We start from the raw sequence: 20,333 nt of genomic DNA, 5'->3' as shown, positions 1-20,333 counted from the left end.
ACGGATTCAGAGGTACTTGGAAATGGTGCCTGACAGGGTTGCCTTGGGAACAGCACCCACGACAGTGTCAACCTTCTGGCCGCCCTTGAACACCATCAGCGTCGGGATGCTGCGGATGCCGTACTGGCTGGCCACGTTGGGGTTCTCGTCGGTGTTGAGCTTGAACACCTTGATCTGGCCGTCAAATTCCTTGGCGATCTCTTCCACGATCGGAGCCACCATGCGGCAAGGTCCACACCAGGGTGCCCAGAAGTCCACAAGAACCGGCACGTCGCTCTGGAGCACGTCCTGCTCGAAGGATGCGTCGGTGACAGCAGCAGCGCTGGACATATGAGCAGGGGAATTTAGGGAGAATTTAGCAACGGTTTGGAGCGAAAACACAGCTCTTCCCTGCTGAGAAGGGAACTGTGACAGTCGCTCTCCACAAAGAGTGAAAGCCCGATCGCGCCGGGCCGGGGGGTGTGAGGAGTGTGTGGGCCGAAGCCCGCACAGCTCCAATTTAGCCCTGCCTTACTTGCCCATTCCGAGGTGCTGGGCCTTTTGGTAGACCTTGCCTTCCGTCAGCAGGGAGGGGGCCACGACCACCTCCACCTGCTGCATCTCTTTGATGGTTTGGGCGCCCAGGGTGCCCATGGATGTCTTCAGGCAGCCCAGCAGGTTGTGGGTGCCGTCGTCCAACTTGGCCGGGCCGCGCAGGATGCGCTCGATGCTGCCGGTGTTGCCCACATTGATGCGGGTGCCGCGGGGCAGCACCGGGCTAGGCGTGGCCATGCCCCAGTGGAAGCCACGGCCGGGAGCTTCCTCAGCACGGGCGATGGGAGAACCGATCATCACGGCGTCGGCGCCGCAGGCGATGCACTTGCAGATGTCACCACCAGTCACGATGCCACCGTCGGCAACGATCGGCACGTAGCGACCGCTTTCCTTTTCGTAGTCGGCCCGGGCGGCAGCACAGTCGGCCACTGCGGTGGCCTGGGGAATGCCCACGCCTAGAACGCCACGGGATGTGCAGGCGGCACCGGGGCCGATGCCCACCATCACGCCGGCGGCACCAGCCCGCATCAGCTGCAGGGCCACGTCGTAGGTGACGCAGTTGCCGATCACCACGGGAACGCCCATGTCGCGGCACAGGGCTTCCAGATCCAGGGTCTCCTGGCCTGCAGGTCCGGTGTGATCCGTCGAGACCACGGTGGCCTGCACGAAGAAGAGGTCGGCTCCGGCTTCGGCGATGGCCTTGCCGAAACGCATGGCGGCCACCGGAGTGCCACTGACGGCTGCAATGCCGCCCTGGGCCTTGATGTCCTGGATGCGTTTGCGGATCAGCGCCTCCTGAACCGGCTGGCTGTAGATCTCCTGCATCAGCGGGACGAACTCGTCCTTGCCGACGGTGGCTATGCGATCCAGCACCTGGTTGGGGTCTTCGTAGCGGGTCTGAACACCCTCAAGGTTCAATACGCCGAGGGCGCCCAGTTGGGACAGGCGAACGGCCATGCCCACGTCCACCACGCCGTCCATGGCGCTAGCGATGATCGGGATCTCGCGCTCGATGCCGCCCAGGGTCCAACGGGTATCGGTGACCTCGGGGTCCACCGTGCGACCCCCAGGCACCAGAGCGATTTCATCGATTCCGTAGGCCCGGCGAACGGTCTTGGAGCGTCCGAGCTGAATGTCCACCGCGCGACTTCAATAAAGTCAGATCAAGCTACCAATCGGGATGATCGGCTCAGCTTGATCGGGTCAGCTCTATTGGCCCGTTACGCGGGTCCAGGTGGAGCGGGCGCTTTGGATGAATTTGTCCCGATCGCTGTTGCGGATCAGGTTGCGCAGGGCGAAGTTCACCAGCCAGATCACGCCGGCCAGCTCCAGCAGGCCTGGTACCAGGGGGATGCTGTTGATGGTGCTGAGCACGCCGGAGTAAACCGTCGCCACCAGGCTGAACACGATCAGGCCGCCCACCACCCGCAGTGGCAGCTGGGCTTTGGTCCAGAGCTCAGCTAAATCGTTCTGCTCGAGCCAGTCCTTCACCTTGCCCACCAGCAGCTCCCATTCGCCGCCGTCCTCATCGGAGCTCTCCTGAGCAGGGATCGACACGGTGGAGGCGATCACCGGGTCGGGTGTTGGAGCGGGGGTCGGTGCCGGAGTGGGAGCCGGTGTTGGGGCTGGAGTGGGTGCCGGAGTCGGCTCAGGTTCCGGCGTTGGTGCGGGCGTGGGCTCCGGTGTGGGCGTGGGGTCGCTGCCTGGGGTTTCGGCTTCAGGGCGCGGCTCGTCGACAGGACCCATCACGTCAGTGGAAAGCGTCCGGCACTTTATCCGGATTTTTCTGTTGCTTCCACTGTCCGAGATAGACTGACAAAGGACGTCTGATGCACGTATGACGGATTCTGTGGGGCCTGGCGGCGGCGGTCCCGGCGATTCCGACGATCGGATCATTCAGACGGACCTGCGCAACGAGATGTCGCGCTCCTACTTGGAGTACGCGATGAGTGTGATCGTGGGTCGGGCCCTGCCCGATGCCCGTGACGGCCTCAAGCCGGTGCATCGCCGGATCCTGTACGCGATGTACGAGCTGGGCCTCACCAGCGACAGGCCCTACCGCAAGTGCGCCCGTGTGGTGGGCGAAGTGCTCGGCAAATATCACCCCCACGGCGACACCGCCGTGTACGACGCCCTGGTGCGCATGGCCCAGGACTTCTCGATGTCGATGCCCCTGATCGATGGGCACGGCAACTTCGGCTCGGTGGACAACGACCCACCGGCGGCCATGCGATACACCGAATCGCGGTTGCAGGCCCTCACCACCGACAGCCTCCTGGAGGACATCGAGGCGGAGACCGTTGATTTCGCCGACAACTTCGATGGCTCCCAGCAGGAGCCCACGGTGCTGCCGGCTCGGATCCCGCAGCTGCTACTGAATGGTTCGGCGGGCATCGCCGTGGGGATGGCGACGAACATCCCGCCCCACAACCTCAATGAACTGATTGATGGCTTGCTCGCGTTGATCGCGAACCCGGAGATCACCGATCAGGAGTTGATCCAGTTGATCCCCGGACCGGACTTCCCCACCGGCGGTCAGATCCTGGGGCGTGAAGGCATCCGCGAGACCTACCTGGGTGGCCGCGGATCGGTGACCATGCGCGGCGTGGCCAACATCGAAACGATCGAGGCCCCGGGCCGGCCTGATCGCGATGCGGTGATCATCACCGAGTTGCCGTATCAGACCAACAAAGCGGCGCTGATCGAGCGCATTGCAGAGCTGGTCAACGACAAGAAGCTCGAGGGCATCTCCGACATCCGCGACGAGAGCGATCGCGACGGCATGCGGATCGTTGTGGAGCTGCGCCGCGACGCCTACCCGCAGGTGGTGCTGAACAACCTGTTCAAGCTCACCCCGCTGCAGAGCAACTTCAGTGCCTACATGCTGGCGCTGGTGAACGGTGAGCCGATCCTGCTCACCCTGCGCAAGATGCTCGAGGTGTTCCTCGACTTCCGGGTCGAGACGATCGAACGCCGCACCCGCTACCTGCTGCGCAAGGCCGAAGAGCGCGACCACATCCTGCTGGGCCTGCTGCTGGCCCTTGATCAGCTCGATCCGATCATTGCTCTGATCCGGGCGGCACCCGACACGGCCACGGCCCGGCAGCAGCTGCAGGATCGCCATGGCCTCTCCGACATCCAGGCCGACGCCATCCTGCAGATGCAGCTGCGTCGTCTCACCGCCCTTGAGGCCGACAAGATCCGGCTCGAGCACGAGGATCTGGTCACCAAGATCGCCGATTACAAGGACATCCTTGGCCGGCGTGAGCGGGTGTTCGGGATCATTCAGGACGAGCTCGGCCAGCTGCGGGAGCGCTACCCGACGCCGCGCCGCACCGAAATCCTCGACCTTGGCGGTGGCCTGTCTGACATCGACCTGATCGCCAACGAGCGGTCAGTTGTGCTGCTCACCGAGACCGGCTACCTCAAGCGGATGCCGGTGAGCGAATTCGAGGCCACCAGCCGCGGCACCCGCGGCAAGGCGGGCACCCGCAGCCAGGGAGAAGATGCGGTAAAGCTGTTCATCAGCTGCAATGACCACGACACCTTGGTGCTGTTCAGCGACCGTGGTGTGTCGTACGCCCTGCCCGCCTACCGCGTGCCCCAGTGCAGCCGTGCGGCCAAGGGAACACCGGTGGTGCAGCTGCTGCCGATCCCCCGGGAAGAAGCGATCACCACGTTGATTCCCGTGTCGGAATTCAGCGACGACACCGACCTGGTGATGCTCACCCGAGGTGGCTTCATCAAGCGCACCCGCCTTTCGGCCTTCAGCAACATCCGCTCCAACGGCCTGATCGCTATCAACCTGGAGGAAGGCGATGCCCTCACCTGGGTTCGCTTGGCCGTGCCCGGCGACAGCGTTTTGATCGGCTCCAAAGCCGGGATGACCATCCACTTCCGCCTCAGTGATGAGGAATTGCGACCTTTGGGGCGGACGGCCCGCGGCGTGCGGTCGATGAACTTGCGCGAGGGCGATGCCCTGGTGAGCATGGATGTGCTGCCGGTGGAACTCGCCGATCAGGTGGCCGCCAGTGCCGACGATGAAGAGGATGCCGCCAGCGAGGGCCCCTGGGTGCTCGTGGCGTCGGCTTCGGGTCTGGGCAAGCGGGTGCCGGTGACGCAATTCCGTCTGCAGAAGCGGGCCGGCATGGGCCTGCGTGCGATGAAGTTCCGCACCGACTCCGACGAGCTCGTGGGGCTGAGTGTGCTCGGTGCCGGCGAAGAGCTGCTGCTGGTGAGTGAGAAAGGGGTGATCGTGCGCACCAGCGCCGATGCCATTCCGCAGCAGTCCCGTGCTGCTACGGGGGTGCGTCTGCAGAAGCTCGACAAGGGCGACCGGCTTCTGAAGGTGGTGCTGGTGCCGCCGGAAGCGGAGGACGATTCTGCTGACGACAACGAGTCCAACGACACTGAATCTGAGGCGCAGGACAGCTGACCTTGGCTGAGCCGGTGGATGTGCTGGTGCTGGGGGGCGGTCCTGCTGCCCTCTGCATCGCTTCGGAACTGAACCAACGGGGTGTGGCTGTTGCGGCCATTGCCCCGAATCCGGTCGACGATCCCTGGCCGAACACCTATGGCATCTGGGCCGATGAACTCAAAGCGGTGGGGCTTGAGCAACTGCTGGAGCACCGCTGGGGCGACACCGTCAGTTATTTCGGCGAAGGTGGCTCAACGGTTCAAGATCAGAGCCATGCCCACGGGATCGACTACGGCCTGTTCGATCGGGCGGCCCTGCAGCGCTATTGGCTGGAGCGGGCTGAGGGTGTGGTCTTTCATCAAGACACCGTTGCGCGGGTGGAGCTGAATGGTGCAACCACCAGTGTGTATTGCGCATCAGGAACCACCCTGCAGGCGCGCTTGGTGATTGATGCCTCCGGCTCGCGCACGCCCCATATTCGCCGGCCGGATCAGGGGCCGGTGGCGGGCCAGGCGGCTTACGGCGTGGTGGGGCGTTTCTCCAAACCGCCGATTGAAGAGAACCGGTTTGTGCTGATGGACTACCGCTGTGATCACCTCAGCGAGGAGCAGCGCAGCGAACCGCCCACGTTTTTGTATGCGATGGATCTGGGTGATGGGGTGTTCTTCGTGGAAGAAACCTCACTCGCCTTGGCGCCGGGGGTCCCCTACGACGTGCTCAAGCAACGGCTCCAGCAGCGCCTCGATCTGCGCGGCGTGGAGATCAGCGAGGTGATCCACGAAGAGTTCTGCCTCTTTCCGATGAATCTGCCGCTGCCAGATCGCAATCAGCCGGTGCTGGCGTTTGGTGGTGCAGCGAGCATGGTGCACCCGGCCTCGGGCTACATGGTGGGATCGCTGCTGCGGCGCGGTCCTGATCTGGCTGATGCTGTTGCCGAAGCCATCGCCAATCCAAGCCTTGGTTCAGCAGCGTTGGCGCAACGGGGTTGGCAAGCGCTGTGGCCGATCGAATTGGTGCTGCGCCATCAGCTCTATCAATTCGGTTTGGGCCGCTTGATGGGCTTCAACGAAGCGTTGTTGCGCACCCACTTCGCCACGTTCTTTTCGCTGCCGCGGGAGGAGTGGTTTGGCTTCCTCACCAACACCCTGCCGTTGCCTCGGCTGATGGGGGTGATGCTGCGTTTGTTTGCCTTATCCCCCTGGGAATTGCGGCGGGGGCTGGTGCTGGGGGCGGCTCAAGATCAAGCTCCTCGGTTTTGAGATCGTTTCAGGAAAGACCCGATCCCTCAGTTGAGGGAGTGCTGAACATCCACGCTTCCCTCATCTGAGGGAGGAGATTGTCTATGCACTCGGCGCAGAAGGCTGTGCCGTGGGCGTGGGCGGGACCGGAGACCAGTCCAACGGCTGAATCAGCGGGAACAGGCGGTCGTCCGTCTGGACCTCCTCGAGCCAGCCCTCCGGCAGCTCGGTGGTGCCGTCGATCGCCTGCATCAACTGCCAGAAGCGGCCCAGGTGGCGTTGCACCCGTTCTTTTGCCAGTTCGGTGGTGGTGCCGGCCCGCAGGATGAAGCTCCAATCCGACGACTGCGCCAGCAACAGTTCTCGCGCCGCCTGCTGCAGCCACTGCATCGCCTGCTCGCTGCCCACGCCGCGGCTGCAGCGCTGCACCATCGCGGCGCTGGCCTTTTCCCACTCAGGAATGATCCAGGCGTTGCTGTCGTTCAGCCAGTAGTCGTGATAGCCCCCTTGCCCCCAGCTGGAGGGGCAGGGATCGCAGAGCTGGAGCTGGCCAACGCTGTTCAGCACATCGCGCAGCCGGGTGAAGGCCACCCCTTCCTGAGGTGCCTGCCGAAACAGCTGGCTGAGAAAAGCCGGCCCTTCAAACCACCAGTGGCCAAACAGTTCGGCATCGAAGGGGGCCACCAGCAGGGGGGAGACGTCCATGGCAGCGCTGAGCTGATCCAACTGCCGCCGGCGGCCCTGCAGGTAATCGGTGGCGTGCTCTTTCACCCGTTCAGCGGCAACCCCCGGTTCGTAGGGGCGTTTCCGGTCCAACGGAGCGCTGTGGTCGGTGACCCGATGCAGCTTCAGGCCGAGCGGTCGCGGCTGGTCCAGCCCCAGGGGCTTGAGCTCTTCGATCGGCAGGTCCCAGCCCAGATCCCGGTGGAACTCCCGGTAATGGGGATCGCCGGGGTAGCCGTCCTTGGCCGACCACACCGGCAGCGTGGCGTCACTGTCGCGCCCGAAGAAGGCCACCCCATTGCGGCTGCAGATCGGGGCGTACACCCCATAGCGGGGGCGGGGCCGGCCGTGCAGCAACCCGTGGCCATCCAGCACGGCGTAGCGCAGCCCCGCATCGCGCATCCAGCGATCCAGGCCCTCGTAATAGGCGCATTCCGGCAACCAGATCCCCAAGGGGCGTTCGCCCACCAGGCGTTGGTGTTCCCGCACCGCCGTGCGCAGTTGCCCGCGCACCGCTTCCGGGTGATGGCGCAGCAGGGGCAGGTAGCCGTGGGTGGCCCCGCAGGTGAGCAGGTCCACCACGCCCTGGCGCTGCAGGGCCGCAAAGCGCTGGATCAGATCGCCGTCGCAGCTCTGCCAGGCCCGCCGGTGCCGCTCGATCGTGGCCGCCAGGTGCTCGGCGCCTGCGCGCAGGGATGGGTCGGCCTTCGGCAGCAGATCAAGCCTTTCCTTCAGCCACTGGGGAAAGCGCTGCTTGAGGTCTTGATCGCTGAGCAGCGACAGCAGCGTCGGCGACAAGCCGATGGTGAGCTTGGGCTGCTGGTGGGGGTCGGCGCTGGCCAGCTCCAGCGTTTCCAACAGCGGCAGGTAACACTCGATCAGGGCCTGGAAAAACCAGTCCTCTTCCAGGGAGCCAGGTTGTGCCGACCGCACGTAGGGCAGATGGGCATGCAACACCAGGGCGACAGCGCCTTTGGTCACGAACAAGCCCAAACGGTGGCTGAATTTAATCCGATTCCCCCTCGGGGGCTGAACTAGGATGGGTTAACTCATAGTCATTCCGACTAAGACCTCCGCTGGAGCCCCTTCCATGGCCAAGGACCCCGGTCGCGTCCTGATTTTTGACACCACCCTGCGGGATGGTGAGCAGTCGCCCGGGGCGAGCCTCAACCTGGAGGAAAAGCTGGCCATTGCCCAGCAGCTGGCCCGGCTCGGTGTGGATGTGATCGAGGCGGGGTTCCCCTTCGCCAGCCCCGGTGATTTCGCTGCCGTGCAGCGGATCGCCCAGCAGGTGGGTGGCGACAACGGCCCGATCATCTGTGGCCTGGCCCGTGCTTCAAGGGCCGACATCAAGGCCTGCGCCGATGCCGTGGCGCCAGCCCCGCGTCGCCGCATTCACACCTTCATTGCCACCAGCGATATCCACCTCGAGCACAAGCTGCGCAAGAGCCGTGCCGACGTGCTTGGCATCGTTCCCGAGATGGTGAGCTACGCCCGCTCTCTTGTGGAGGATGTTGAGTTCTCCTGCGAAGACGCCGGCCGCAGCGATCCGGAGTTCCTCTACGAGGTGATTGAGGCGGCGATTGCCGCTGGTGCCACCACGATCAATATCCCCGACACCGTCGGCTACACCACCCCCTCGGAGTTCGGTGCGCTGATCGCGGGCATCAACCAGCACGTGCCCAACATCGGCGATGCCGTGATCTCGGTGCATGGCCACAACGATCTCGGCCTGGCCGTGGCCAATTTCCTCGAGGCGGTCAAAAACGGTGCCCGTCAGCTCGAATGCACGATCAACGGCATCGGCGAACGGGCCGGCAATGCCTCCCTCGAGGAGTTGGTGATGGCGCTGCACGTGCGGCGGCGTTACTACAACCCCTTCTTTGGCCGGGAGGAGGACAGCCCCACACCGCTCACGGCTGTGCGCACCGAAGAGATCACCAAGACCTCACGGCTGGTCTCCAATCTCACCGGCATGGTGGTGCAGCCCAACAAGGCCATCGTTGGTGCCAATGCCTTCGCCCATGAATCGGGCATCCACCAGGACGGCGTTCTCAAGAATCGGCTCACCTACGAAATCATCGACGCCCAGACGGTGGGCTTGTCCGACAACCGCATCTCCCTCGGCAAGCTGAGCGGCCGCAGTGCCGTTCGCGCTCGCCTGGAGGAGCTGGGTTACGACCTCACCCGTGAGGACCTCGATGAGGCCTTTGCCCGGTTCAAGGAACTCGCTGATCGCAAGCGCGAGATCACCGACCGTGATCTGGAGGCGATCGTCAGCGAACAGGTGCAGCAGCCGGAAGCCCGCTTCCAGCTCAAGCTGGTGCAAGTCAGCTGCGGCAGCAGCCTGCGCCCCACCGCCACAGTCACCCTTTCGGATGAAGAGGGCAGTGAAACCACGGGCTCGGCAGTGGGCACCGGTCCGGTGGATGCCGTCTGCCGTGCTTTGAATGATCTGGCGGGTGTGCCCAATGAGTTGATCGAGTTTTCGGTGAAGTCGGTCACCGAGGGCATCGATGCCATGGGTGATGTGACCATTCGCCTGCGCCGCAACGGTGCGCTCTATTCCGGTCACGCTGCCGACACCGATGTGGTGGCGGCGGCGGCGATGGCCTTCGTGAACGCCCTCAATCGCCTGGTGGCCGGAGAGGAGCGCCAGTCATTGCATCCGCAGAAGGATCCTGTTGTCCTGGAGACCCGACCGACGCTCTAGAGCCGACGCCATGCGCACCTCCACCGCCCGGGTTGTTCAGCTGGTGCTGCTGATTCTTCTGGCGCTGCTGGTGCTCACGCCCTTGCTCTGGTTGGTGAGCACCTCGCTCAAGGGCCCGGCGGAAGACATCTTCAGCAGTCCACCGGCGTTGTTGCCCGCCCAGCCGAGCCTCGATGCCTATGTGCGGCTGTTTCAGGACAATCCCCTCGCCACTTATCTGTTCAACAGCACCGTGGTGAGTGGCCTGGCGGTGCTGGCCAACCTGCTGTTCTGCTCCCTGGCCGCCTACCCCCTGGCCCGGCTGCGCTTCGCCGGCCGGGGCCTGGTGCTGGGTCTGGTGGTGGCCACGATCCTGATCCCGTTTCAGGTGGTGATGATTCCGCTGTATCTGCTGATGGTGCAGCTGGGGCTGCGCAACACCCTGCTGGCTTTGGTGATTCCCCAGGCGGCCACCGCCTTCGGGCTTTACCTGCTGCGCCAGAGCTTTCTGGGTGTACCCAAGGATCTGGAGGAGGCGGCACGCATCGATGGCTGCAGCCGCCTGGGGGAATGGTGGAACGTGATGATTCCTGCCGCCAAAGCCGATCTCATCACCCTGGCGATGTTCGTGTTCATCTGCACCTGGAGCGATTTCCTCTGGCCGCTGGTGATCCTCGACGACCCGTCCCTCTACACCTTGCCTCTGGGGCTGCAGCAGCTCTCCAGCAGTTTTTCGCTGGATTGGCGGATCGTTGCCGCCGGCTCGGTGGTGTCAATCCTGCCGGTGTTGGTCTTGTTCGTGCTGTTGCAGCGCTTCATCCTGCCCAATGCCAGCGGGGATGCGGTGAAGGGATGAAGCGGCCGAGGTGCGCATGGCTGAGAAGGCATCCATGCGTTCCTGCATTACACCCATCTGTTGGCTGAGCAGCTCACTGTGGGCGCGGTTCGGTGTGCGCTCCTCCAGCTGATCGATCCGCTCCTGCAGCGCATGGATGCGTTGGTTGTGCTGCCGCAAACCCTGCAGCAGGCTCACCACAAGAACACTCACCAGCGCCAGGCTGCCGCAGCTGATCAGTTTCAACAGCATGCAACCTCCCCACTTGGGCCGATGCTGACTTGAATGGGAGCACGCAACAAGTGGTGCAGGGATGTCTCTCGAGGATCTGGATCGGTTTCTCACGCTTCGCGACGGCGACCCTGATCTGGCCAAGGCCCTCGCGCAGCTCATGGATCTCGAGCGGTTCCTCGGGCTCGCTGCCGAGCACGGTTTTGCCCTGAGTGAGGCGGATGTCTTCGCGGTACAGCAGCGCGAACACCACGCGCGAACGGCAGCTGAGCTCCAGCAGGATCAAGCCGCCTGCGCAATTTCATCCACGGCTGATCACCACCACGTTTCAGTTCACAGATCAGTTCTCAGATCCAGTCACTGATCCAGCTTCACCACGTCCGGTGTTTCTCCGTGCACCTCGCCGATCCAACGGGCGTGGGTGACGGCACCCTCATGGGTGTGAAAGATCCAGGCCCTTTCGGGGGAGGGTTGCCGTTCAATCTGTTGATCCACGGCATTGACGCCGAGATAACCGCCGGCTGAACAGGACCGCAGCACGTAGCGTTCGGCGTACCTGGTGAGCATGGGTGGAGAGGGCTCTACCTGTTCGCTAGCGGTGCGTTTCGGTGGCTCCGCGCGTTCTGCGGAATTGCTTTTAGTTTTCTTCCTTGAGGGTTAATAGGGTTTGTTGTTGCCAGCCCAACCCCTTGGGTGCGGTAAAGCGGCTTTGATGCCCGCCCTCCCGGAACCAGAGGGTGCTGAAGGCCTCGATCTCCAGCTCGTCCGGGTTGAGCGACCAGGTGTCCTGCAGGTAGCGGCGCAGTTGCTCCGGCTCAGGCGGATCGGGCTGTTGCCAGTGCACCACGGCCAACTGCCCCGGGCGTGAGCGGAGAATCGCCAGGCGGTGATTCGGATCGCCGTCGTTGGCGGGCTGAATCGATTCCTCCAGCTGCTCATCGCAGACGTAAAGCCGCAGCGGAGCACCGCCCTCGGCCTGGGGAAGTGGATATTTGTTGAGATACAGGGCCCGTGCTTTTTGAAACGCTGCCCCCGGAGCCTTCACCATCAAGGCGTTGTAGGCCTGCTGCAGCTGTTCACTCATGCCCATTGCGTCCCGTTGCTGGCTCCAGTGTGGGAATGCCGCTGGGTCAGGTCCATGGGAAGATGGTGACACTTCCGGGATTGGACTGCGATGGCCAAGCATCGCTCCCGCTACCGGTTGGTTGGCCTCGACGGTCAGCCGCATCCGGTGCTCGACGCCCTTTACGACACGTTGGAACTGGCCCTCGCTGATGCCAGCGATTGGTGCACGGGACAAGGGTCCCGCTGTCCCATGGGTCAGCAGGGCATTGCGGTTGAAGTGCGAACAGACAGCGGCAGTTGGCGCACCATTGATTACCCCGTCAGTTGCTTGAGCCGATCTAGTGCGATGGCGGGCTGATGTGGGTCAGTGTTGATCTCTGCGTGGTGCCGATCGGTGTGGGCGTCAGCCTTTCGCCCTACATCGCCGCCTGTGAGCGGGTGATCGCCGCCACGGGCCTGACCCACCAGCTTGGGCCCAATGGCACAGCGATCGAAGGCCCATGGGACGAGGTGATGGACTGTGTACGCGCTTGTCATGCCGAGTTGCACAGCATGGGAGCCCCGCGTCTTTACACAACGCTCAAGCTCAACACCCGCACCGATCGGCAGCAGTCGTTTGCTGAGAAGGTCACTTCCGTGGAACAGCTGCTTGAAGACTGAAAATCTGTAGAACTTCGGTGGGAATCAAGCCGGCTTGAGCCGATCTTGAGACCAATGAGATTGTTCTGTGGTCCCTGGCTTGATGGGTCGCCGTTTCAGGGCTGCGCTGTTGGTTCTGCTGGTGTTGCAGCTCACAGGCAGTGCTGTTCAAGCCTCAACCTGGGATCGCATCGCCAGTTACCTGCGGCTGCTGCAGCGGGCGGGCGTGAAGGCTCTGGTGGCACCCGACTGTCCTTTGGGCTTGCTGGGGGCCTTCCATGAGGGCAAGCAGGCCCTGTTGATGTGCGGCAACAACCTGCCCGACGATCCCGCCGTGGTTTGGGTGGTGCTGGCCCATGAATCAGCCCATGTGATGCAGTCGTGCCATGGCGGCAACCTGATGCCGGCGGCCTTGCTCAGCCGTGAGGTGGAGCTGGCCCGCCAGCAGGAGCCCAATCCTTTTCACGAGTTGCAGCTGTATCACTCCAGCCAGCATCACGTTGAGGCGGAAGCCCGGCTGATTCAGGCCCTGCCCGCGGAGCAGGTGGTGGCCTTGTTTGAAAAACACTGCGCCCAGCGGCTCTCCCCTTGAAGCTGCTGATGCGGGACCCGTGGCTGATGGCGGTCGACAAGCCCGCCGGCCTGCTGAGCCAACCGGGCCTGGGGCCCGAGCAAAGCGATTCCGTGATCACCCGCCTGCAGCGGCAGGACCAAAGCCTGCGCCTGGTTCACCGCCTGGACCGCGACACCTCGGGGGTGCTGCTCTTGGCCCGAAGCGCTGACGCCCTGCGCCGCCTCAGTGCCCTGTTTGCTGAACGCCGGATCAACAAGCTGTACCAGGCGGATGTGGAGGGGGAACTCCACGGCCGCGGTTGCATCGCCAGCCCTTTGGCGCGCCTGTCCCGCCAACCGCCGCGCTACGGCAGCCACCCCGAGGGACGTCTGGCGCTGACGATCTGGAGAGCCCGCGCCGCTGGTGCCCGCAGCACGCGGCTCTGGCTGCGTCCGCTCACGGGGCGCTCCCATCAGCTGCGGGCCCATTTGGCCGAACGGGGTCACCCCATCGTGGGCGATCCCATCTACGGGGATGCCGGCCGTTCCTGCCGTTTGCATCTGCATGCCCAGGCCCTGAGCTTTCGCCATCCCTTCACCCAGCAACGCGTCCGTTTGATCGCGCAGGAGGTTCACTTTGCCACTGAGTTTTGAACTCGTGAGTGCTGAACTCGTGAGTGGTGAATACAGACGCTGCGGTCAGCGTCGGGCCGGGATTGGATAGGGGATGCGGCGGTGGCGCATCCGTCGCCACACCTGCACAAAGGCACAGATCACCAGCTCCACTTCGCTGCGGTTGAGGCTGCTTTTGCGCAGTTGTCCATCCCGCTGCCGCGCTTCCACGATCCGCCGCACCGTGTCCACCGCCTGGGCATCGGAGGTGTCGGGGGGGAGCGATCGAAGCGCCGCCTCACAGCCGTCGGCCAGCATCAGGATCGCCGTTTCTTTGGAGCGGGGTACCGGTCCCCTGTAACGGAAGCGGCGCTCCTCAACCACACCGCCGCGCTCCTGGGCCTTGTGGAAGAAGTAGCCCATTTTTAAGGTGCCCTGGTGCTCAGGGATGAAATCGGCGATGGGCCGGGGCAGGCGGTGGCGCCGCGCCAGCTTCAGACCCTCATCCACATGGGCTTGAAGCACCGCCGCACTCGCCTGGGGGTCATCCAGCGCGTCGTGGGGATTGGGTCCGTCCTTCTGGTTTTCGATGAACCAGTCCGGTGCATGCAGCTTGCCCACGTCGTGATACAGCGAGCCGGTCCGGATCAGATCCACATCCGCACCAATTGCCCGCGCCCCTTCCTCCGCCAGGCCGCAGATCATCAGGGTGTGTTCAAAGGTTCCCGGGGCTTCGCAGGAGAGGCGGCGCAGCAGGGGGCGCTCCTGATCAGCCAGTTCCAGCAGCCGCGCCCGGGTGAGCAGGCCAAAGGAGCCCTCGAGCATTGGGATCAGCAGCAGGCTGAACATCAGCAGCACACCGAGCACAAAGGAATCGGTGGCCAGTTCATCCAGGCTTGGATTCAGATTTCCCCAGAGCCGCAGGCCGGTGATCGGTTGCATCTGCAGCAGCAGCCACTGCCCCACAAAGGCGCCGATCGGCAGCAGCACCGTGAGTTGAAGCAACTGGCCGCGGCTGCGCTGACGACCTGCGATCAAGGCCCCAGCGGCGGCCACCGTTGCCGCCACAATCAGGCGACCGTCCCCCAACCCTTGGACGGGTTCTGGCCAGAGCAGAGCGGCCACCCCCATCCAGACCAAGCCGCAGCCGGTGCCGAGGCCTTCCGCCAGCACCAGGGTGGGCGCCACCAGCACAGCCAGAGGGCTCACGGAGCTTTTGAACCAGAGCTTGGCTGCCTGCACCAAAAGCAGCAGGCCCGCCGCCAGCAGCGCATGGCGCACCTCCAGGCCAGGCCGTTCACGCCGCATCACCAGCAGCATCACGGCGCAGGCTGCAGCGGCTTCAACAAACCGTTGGAACCAGATCAACGGTTGGGGTTCGCGGCGCACGCGGCCGAAATAATCCAGCACGTCGTAGGCCTGGGGACTGATCAGCTCGCCCTTGCGGGTGATCAGATCCCCCTTGCGCACCTCGATCGTGGGAATGGCCTGTTTGGTCAGCTGTTCCTCGATCAGCTGCTTGCTCAGGTTCGGGTCCGTGCGCAGGTTGGTGCTGCCGCGCATGGCGCTGGTGAGCACCTTGCCGGCCAGAGTGCGCGCCGCCTCTGGCTGCAGGGCAACCGCCTTGAGTTGCTGGTCGGCGGCCTTGCGCAATTGCTCAATGGCCAGGTTGCTCACAAGCCCTTGGCTGAGCATGCGATCAGCGGTGCTGCGCACCGCTTTATCCCAGGCCAGATACTCCCATTCGCTGCGTCGTTCCAGCCACCTTTTCTCTTGATCAGACAGGTTCACCGGCCCGATCCGGTCTCCAGATCCGGTGTTGGTGACCTCCTGCAGTTGCAGCAGTTGCTGCTCGAGCCGTTGTTTGAGTGCTTGGGTCTGCTCCTGATCGATCACCTGCACCACCGATCGCGCCACCAGCGAGGCCCGCTGCTGCTCGAGGGCGGTGCTGTCCTGCACCAAAGCATCCTTTGGAGCGATGGCTTCAAACGGGGCCAGCGATCCGGGTTGAAGTTTTGGCTTGATCAGCCAGGGCAGGCTTGAGGCTGCGGCCACGCAAAGGCACAGCAGCAGCACAACAAAGGTCTGCAGTCGCGTCCAGCGCAGCAGGCTTCGCCCTGGGCCTTCGAGCCGCACCCAGTTCCGCCAAAGGCTGCTCAGCCGTGGAACACGAACCAAAAAGGACCCTGTAGCGGCATAACGCTAGCTCTCCTCAGAGGGCATGCTGGAGGGAGTGCATGGGAATGCCATGGCCCTGCGTTTGGACGGCAAGGTGCTGGCAAGGGATGTGGAGCATCGTCTTCAAACCCTGATCGAACGGCGTTTGCCCGAGGCGGGGCGACCGCCGGGCTTGGCGGTGCTGCGGGTTGGTGATGATCCCGCCAGCGCCGTCTACGTCGCCAACAAGGAAAAAGCCTGTGCTCGGATCGGGGTGGCCAGCTTTGGTGATCACCTCCCCGGCGACACGCCTCCAGCGCAGGTGCTGCAGACGATTGAACTGTTGAATGCCAACCCTGCAGTGGACGGGATCCTCCTGCAGCTGCCCCTTCCTGCTGGCCTCGATGAGGGGCCTCTGCTGATGGCCATTGATCCTGAAAAGGACGCCGATGGTCTGCACACCCTCAATCTCGGACGGCTGCTCAAGGGGGAGCCGGGCCCGCGCAGCTGCACCCCCGCCGGGGTGATGGCGATGCTGCGCAGCAATGGCATTGATCCTGCGGGCAAGCGCGCCGTGGTGATCGGCCGAAGCATTCTCGTGGGGCAGCCGATGGCCTTGATGCTGCAGGCCGCCAACGCCACCGTCACCATCGCCCACTCCCGCACGGCCGATCTAGCGGCCCACACCCGCGAAGCCGACATCCTCGTGGTGGCAGCAGGCCGTCCTGAGTTCATCGGGGCCGAGCACGTGCGGCCGGGGGCGGCGGTGGTGGATGTGGGCATCCACCGCAAGCCGGAAGGCGGTTTGTGCGGGGATGTTCGTGCGGCTGAAGTCGAGTCGATCGTTGCTGCGCTCTCGCCCGTCCCCGGCGGTGTGGGACCGATGACGGTGACGATGCTTCTGGTGAACACCGTTGTGGCTTGGTGCAGACGCCACAACCTTGACCATGATTTGGACGATCTCGTGCCCTGATCGGTTCCATGGCGCTGCACTGGCTGTTCCCCACCCCCGTTCTTCAGGTGGATCTTGAGCCGGATGCCGCCACAGCCGCTGCCATGCAGCAGCAGCTGGAGCAGTTCGATGCCCAGGTGCATCAGCACTCTGAGTTCAGCGATCGCAACAACCTCACCGGAGATCTGCTGGGCCATGCCGGCCTGGATCAGTTGCATCGCATGGATGCGTTCCAGTGGCTGAACGGGCAATTGGCTGAGCATGTTTCGCTCTATCTACGTGCGCTGTTGGGCCCGGAGCACGGTCTTGTGGCCCACATCCAGAAGGCCTGGCCTGTGGTGTGTGCGAGGAATGGCGGAACGGTGGATCTGCACAGCCACCGCAACGCCCAGTTGAGCGCGGTGTTCTACGTGTTGACGGATCCTGCGAACGAGAGCGGGGAGCTGGAATTTGAGGCGCCCGACAATTACTTCAGCCATGTGATGGCGATTCCCTACCGCGATGCGGCTGTCTCCGGTGGGGTGTTCGCGCCGTAACCCCACCGTCTTCTGCTGTTCCCTTCGGACCTGCGCCATCGGGTGCTCCCCTATGAGGGAAGCAGCCCCCGCTATTCGGTGTCCTACGACCTGGCCATCACCACGGCACCGGGCAAGGGACGCGAGATGCGAACACCCCATCCGATGGATTGGGTTCCCCTCGGCAGCTAAGGGCTCGGCCTGAGAGAATCCCGCCAGCCAGGGTCCACCCATGAGCGCCGAGTTCGATTTCAAGGCCTATCTCGGCAAGGCCAAAGAGCGGGTGGAAGCGGCCCTCGATGGATCGCTCGGTCCGGAGCGGCCGGAGTCCCTCAGGGAAGCGATGCGCTATTCGCTGCTTGCCGGTGGCAAGCGCCTGCGACCGATTCTCTGCCTTGCCGCCTGCGAGCTGGCGGGCGGGGAAGCGACGCAGGCCCTGCCCACGGCGGTGGCGCTGGAAATGATCCACACCATGTCGTTGATCCATGACGACCTGCCGGCCATGGATGACGACGACCTGCGCCGTGGTCGTCCTACAAACCACAAGATGTACGGCGAAGCCGTGGCCATCCTTGCCGGTGATGCCCTGTTGACCCGCGCCTTTGAAATGGTGGCGCTGCGCAGTCCTGATGTGCCGGCTGAGCGTCTGCTCAAGGTGGTGGGAGAACTGTCGTTGGTGGCCGGCGCCCCTGGCCTGGTGGGCGGCCAGGTGGTGGATCTGGAAAGCGAAGGCAAGGAGGTGGATCTTGAAACCCTCGAATACATCCACCTCCACAAAACCGGAGCCCTGTTGAGTGCCTGTGTGATCACCGGGGCGATGATCGGCGGCGCCGATGAGGCGCTGATCAAGGCCCTGCGCACCTACGCCAGGGGGATCGGCCTCGCCTTCCAGATCATCGACGACATCCTCGACATCACCGCCAGCAGCGAGGTGCTCGGCAAAACCGCCGGCAAGGACCTCATCGCCGACAAGACCACTTATCCCAAGCTTCTCGGGCTCGACGAGTCCCGCCGTCGGGCCGATGCGTTGGTCAATGAAGCGAAAGAGGCGCTTCAACCCTGGGCCGAGAAGGCGATTCCCCTGCTGGCCTTGGCTGACTTCATCACCAGCCGCGACCGATGATCGACGCCATGCCCTCCCATGCGGTGCTGCGGGAGTTCTTCGACAACAGTTCGCTCACCTGGGGCCTGATGGCCTGTGGCGTCGCCCAGCTCTCGAAATTGTTCCTTGAGTTGCTTCTGCATCGCCGTTGGCGTCCGGCGGTGCTGATCGAAACCGGCGGCATGCCGTCGAGCCACTCCGCCCTGGTTACCGGTACGGCGGCCTGTGTGGGCTGGACCCTGGGCTTTGATCACCCCCTCTTCGCCCTTGCGGCGATGGTGGCGTTCGTCGTCATGTACGACGCCAGTGGCATTCGTCGCGCCGCCGGGCTGACGGCGGAACGGGTCAATGGTCTGCCTGATTCGCTCTGGCCGGACGCTCCGGAGAAACCCCTCAAGGAAAGCCTGGGCCACAGCCGGCTGCAGGTGCTGGTGGGCAGCCTGATGGGGCCCGCCATTGCTCTGCCCGGTTTGGAATTTGTGGGATCACCGCTGCATTTGCTGTCGGGTCTTGGAGCTGGGCTGGGGTGACCGCTGCCGCGGACCTCACCGCTGATCAGCAGAAAGCGGCGGACGCCTTTGCGGCCTGGCTCAAGCAGCCTGTGGATGGCACGCCCTTCGTGCTCAGTGGTTTTGCCGGTAGCGGCAAAACCTTCCTCTCCATGCGCCTGCTGCGCCAGGTGGAGGCCAGCGGTCTGTGCTGGACCGTTGTGGCACCAACCCATAAAGCGGTGGGCGTTCTGCGCCAGGCGTTGGAGTTGGAAGGTCTCCAACCCACCTGGTATCCCTCCACCATCCATCGCTTGCTGCGGCTGAAGCTCAAGCGCTCCGCCGACGCTGAACTCTGCGAACCCACCGAGCAGACGGCCATGGCCCTGGAAAACCTGGGCCTGGTGCTGATCGACGAAGCCTCCATGGTCGACAGCACCCTGTTGGGCATTGCCCTCCAGTGCGCCCATCCGTTCAAGACCCGTCTGGTGTTCGTCGGCGACCCCGCCCAGTTGCCCCCGGTGGGTGAGCCGAACAGCCCCGTGTTTGCGATGCAACGGTCCTGTTCCGCCAGCTTGACCCAGGTGGTGCGGCATCAAGGCCCGGTGCTGCAGTTGGCTGCGGGGCTGCGGGAGGGGCGCCTGCCCTGCCAGATGCCGCCGCTGCTGCCGCCGATTCGTTCCCAGCAAGGGCAGGTGCGCAGCCTGGTGCAACGGGAGTGGCTGGATCAGGCCAGGCGTGCATTGCGCGACGCCTCGGTGCAAGACAACCCCGATGCAGCACGCATCCTCTGCTACACGAACCGCACCCTGGATCGTCTGGTGCCCCATGCGCGCCGGGCCATCCATGGGGAGATGGCGGATCAGATGCCGGTGCTGCCCGGTGAGGTGTTGATCAGTCGCACCGCCGTGATGGCCCCGGCCTCAAGGGACGGAGAAGAGGCCGGTGAAGAACCCGACATGGTGCTCGGCTCCAACCGCGAAGTGACGGTGCGGGACGTCAAGCCGGAGGCCTGTGACCTGGCGGATTTCGGCCTGTCCTCCGCCGATGGGCCCGTGCCAGTGATCGAGACCCTCTCCGCATCGGTGAATGCGGGGGATCTGGAGCTCACCCTGCGCCTGCAGCCGCCGATTGGCAGCGCTGGTCGTCAGGAGCTCGATGCGGTGATGCAGCGGCTGCGCAAGCAGGCCCGTGATGCCGGCAAGAAAAACGGTCGCGCGATCTGGCGGCAGTACTTCCTGATTCGCGATGCCTTCGCTTCCCTGGGGCCTGCAGCGGTGCTCACGGTGCACCGCAGTCAGGGCAGCAGTTTTGGCGATGTCTTCGTGGCGCCGGATGTATTCCGGGCCGATCCAGCCATCCGCCAGCAGCTCTGTTATGTGGCCGTGTCCCGGGCCCGCACGGGGGTTTGGTTGCTCGGCGGCGAGACGTCGCCTGATCTGCGCGCCACCTGGCAGCGCCAATTCGAAACCATGCGGGATTCCGAGTGAATTCGAGGATCAGCGCTCAGAGGCGCAGGATCAGGGCCGCCAGGCCGATGCTCACCCCCAAACTCACAACGCCGAGCAGGGCTCTCCAGAA

General features: G+C 64.1%; 21 protein-coding genes and 1 pseudogene. 14 read left to right on the top strand and 8 right to left on the bottom strand.

Annotation, left to right across the window (positions count from 1 at the left end; all coding sequences use genetic code 11):
- Nucleotides 1-6: 6 nt before the first annotated feature.
- From trxA to NCN05_RS08385, 3 genes are all read right to left on the bottom strand, one after another.
- On the bottom strand, nt 7-330 hold the full coding sequence (trxA, locus tag NCN05_RS08395) for a thioredoxin (protein ID WP_006851354.1): 324 nt from the start codon (nt 328-330) through the stop codon (nt 7-9).
- 180 nt (nt 331-510) lie between these two features.
- Nucleotides 511-1,674, bottom strand: a complete 1,164-nt coding sequence (locus tag NCN05_RS08390) for a GuaB3 family IMP dehydrogenase-related protein (protein ID WP_250397738.1) — start codon at nt 1,672-1,674, stop codon at nt 511-513.
- A gap of 69 nt (nt 1,675-1,743) precedes the next feature.
- The gene (locus NCN05_RS08385; RefSeq protein ID WP_250397737.1) at nt 1,744-2,280 is read right to left on the bottom strand and encodes a CAAD domain-containing protein; all 537 of its coding nucleotides are present in this window, start codon (nt 2,278-2,280) and stop codon (nt 1,744-1,746) included.
- 91 nt (nt 2,281-2,371) lie between these two features.
- Here NCN05_RS08385 and gyrA point away from each other — a divergent pair, with 91 nt between their 5' ends.
- Both gyrA and crtL read left to right on the top strand, forming a co-directional pair.
- Complete coding sequence (gene gyrA, locus NCN05_RS08380) at nt 2,372-4,969, top strand: DNA gyrase subunit A (RefSeq protein ID WP_250397736.1); 2,598 nt, start codon at nt 2,372-2,374, stop codon at nt 4,967-4,969.
- A gap of 2 nt (nt 4,970-4,971) precedes the next feature.
- Nucleotides 4,972-6,210: a lycopene beta cyclase gene (gene crtL / locus NCN05_RS08375; RefSeq protein ID WP_250397735.1), complete on the top strand. Its 1,239-nt coding sequence runs from the start codon at nt 4,972-4,974 to the stop codon at nt 6,208-6,210.
- Nucleotides 6,211-6,291: 81 nt separating this feature from the next.
- Here the strand turns inward: crtL and NCN05_RS08370 are convergent, their stop codons facing one another.
- Nucleotides 6,292-7,893 carry a glycoside hydrolase family 57 protein gene (locus NCN05_RS08370; RefSeq protein ID WP_250397734.1) on the bottom strand — a complete coding sequence of 534 codons (1,602 nt, stop codon included), beginning with the start codon at nt 7,891-7,893 and terminating at the stop codon, nt 6,292-6,294.
- A gap of 109 nt (nt 7,894-8,002) precedes the next feature.
- Between NCN05_RS08370 and NCN05_RS08365 the strand changes: the two genes are divergently transcribed.
- Complete coding sequence (locus tag NCN05_RS08365) at nt 8,003-9,625, top strand: 2-isopropylmalate synthase (RefSeq protein ID WP_250397733.1); 1,623 nt, start codon at nt 8,003-8,005, stop codon at nt 9,623-9,625.
- Between the two features lie 10 nt (nt 9,626-9,635).
- Nucleotides 9,636-10,460 (top strand): carbohydrate ABC transporter permease, encoded by an 825-nt coding sequence (locus NCN05_RS08360; RefSeq protein WP_250397732.1) that lies wholly within the window; start codon nt 9,636-9,638, stop codon nt 10,458-10,460.
- Here NCN05_RS08360 and NCN05_RS08355 read toward each other — a convergent pair.
- On the bottom strand, nt 10,377-10,691 hold the full coding sequence (locus NCN05_RS08355) for a hypothetical protein (protein ID WP_250397731.1): 315 nt from the start codon (nt 10,689-10,691) through the stop codon (nt 10,377-10,379). The genes NCN05_RS08360 and NCN05_RS08355 overlap by 84 nt on opposite strands.
- A gap of 61 nt (nt 10,692-10,752) precedes the next feature.
- Here NCN05_RS08355 and NCN05_RS08350 point away from each other — a divergent pair, with 61 nt between their 5' ends.
- Entirely contained in the window at nt 10,753-11,034 is a 282-nt protein-coding gene (locus tag NCN05_RS08350; protein WP_250397730.1) for a Nif11-like leader peptide family natural product precursor, read from the top strand.
- Here the strand turns inward: NCN05_RS08350 and NCN05_RS08345 are convergent.
- A complete protein-coding gene (locus tag NCN05_RS08345; protein ID WP_250397729.1) occupies nt 11,028-11,237 on the bottom strand; it encodes a hypothetical protein in 210 nt (69 codons plus the stop codon). The two genes, NCN05_RS08350 and NCN05_RS08345, sit on opposite strands and share 7 nt — an antisense overlap.
- 70 nt (nt 11,238-11,307) lie before the next feature.
- Entirely contained in the window at nt 11,308-11,754 is a 447-nt protein-coding gene (locus tag NCN05_RS08340) for a hypothetical protein (RefSeq protein WP_250397728.1), read from the bottom strand.
- 90 nt (nt 11,755-11,844) lie between these two features.
- Here NCN05_RS08340 and NCN05_RS08335 point away from each other — a divergent pair, with 90 nt between their 5' ends.
- The 4 genes from NCN05_RS08335 (at nt 11,845) to NCN05_RS08320 (ending at nt 13,580) form a co-directional block, all read left to right on the top strand.
- Nucleotides 11,845-12,093, top strand: coding sequence for a hypothetical protein (locus NCN05_RS08335; protein WP_250397727.1), 249 nt, complete (start codon nt 11,845-11,847; stop codon nt 12,091-12,093).
- Nucleotides 12,093-12,395, top strand: coding sequence for an MTH1187 family thiamine-binding protein (locus NCN05_RS08330; RefSeq protein ID WP_250397726.1), 303 nt, complete (start codon nt 12,093-12,095; stop codon nt 12,393-12,395). Before NCN05_RS08335 ends, NCN05_RS08330 begins: the two co-directional genes overlap by 1 nt.
- An 82-nt stretch (nt 12,396-12,477) precedes the next feature.
- Nucleotides 12,478-12,966 (top strand): DUF8637 domain-containing protein, encoded by a 489-nt coding sequence (locus NCN05_RS08325; protein ID WP_186495821.1) that lies wholly within the window; start codon nt 12,478-12,480, stop codon nt 12,964-12,966.
- An 8-nt stretch (nt 12,967-12,974) separates the two neighbouring features.
- Nucleotides 12,975-13,580, top strand: a complete 606-nt coding sequence (locus NCN05_RS08320; protein ID WP_250397725.1) for an RluA family pseudouridine synthase — start codon at nt 12,975-12,977, stop codon at nt 13,578-13,580.
- Nucleotides 13,581-13,625: 45 nt separating this feature from the next.
- Here the strand turns inward: NCN05_RS08320 and NCN05_RS08315 are convergent, their stop codons facing one another.
- Complete coding sequence (locus tag NCN05_RS08315) at nt 13,626-15,716, bottom strand: HDIG domain-containing metalloprotein (RefSeq protein ID WP_250397724.1); 2,091 nt, start codon at nt 15,714-15,716, stop codon at nt 13,626-13,628.
- Between the two features lie 70 nt (nt 15,717-15,786).
- Here NCN05_RS08315 and folD point away from each other — a divergent pair, with 70 nt between their 5' ends.
- From folD to NCN05_RS08290, 5 genes and pseudogenes are all read left to right on the top strand, one after another.
- A complete protein-coding gene (gene folD, locus NCN05_RS08310; protein WP_250397723.1) occupies nt 15,787-16,668 on the top strand; it encodes a bifunctional methylenetetrahydrofolate dehydrogenase/methenyltetrahydrofolate cyclohydrolase FolD in 882 nt (293 codons plus the stop codon).
- 8 nt (nt 16,669-16,676) lie between these two features.
- Nucleotides 16,677-17,354 (top strand): annotated as a pseudogene (locus NCN05_RS08305) (TIGR02466 family protein).
- Nucleotides 17,355-17,394: 40 nt separating this feature from the next.
- Nucleotides 17,395-18,285, top strand: coding sequence for a geranylgeranyl diphosphate synthase CrtE (crtE, locus tag NCN05_RS08300; protein WP_250397722.1), 891 nt, complete (start codon nt 17,395-17,397; stop codon nt 18,283-18,285).
- A complete protein-coding gene (locus tag NCN05_RS08295; protein ID WP_250397721.1) occupies nt 18,282-18,794 on the top strand; it encodes a divergent PAP2 family protein in 513 nt (170 codons plus the stop codon). The genes crtE and NCN05_RS08295 overlap by 4 nt, the downstream gene beginning before the upstream one ends.
- Nucleotides 18,791-20,242: an ATP-dependent DNA helicase gene (locus tag NCN05_RS08290; RefSeq protein ID WP_250397720.1), complete on the top strand. Its 1,452-nt coding sequence runs from the start codon at nt 18,791-18,793 to the stop codon at nt 20,240-20,242. The genes NCN05_RS08295 and NCN05_RS08290 overlap by 4 nt, the downstream gene beginning before the upstream one ends.
- Nucleotides 20,243-20,333: the final 91 nt, after the last annotated feature.

This window comes from Synechococcus sp. MU1651, assembly GCF_023630635.1.
GTDB lineage: Bacteria > Cyanobacteriota > Cyanobacteriia > PCC-6307 > Cyanobiaceae > Parasynechococcus.
The sequence above is the reverse complement of the archived record's forward strand: the minus strand, read 5'-3'. Positions and strand labels throughout refer to the sequence as shown.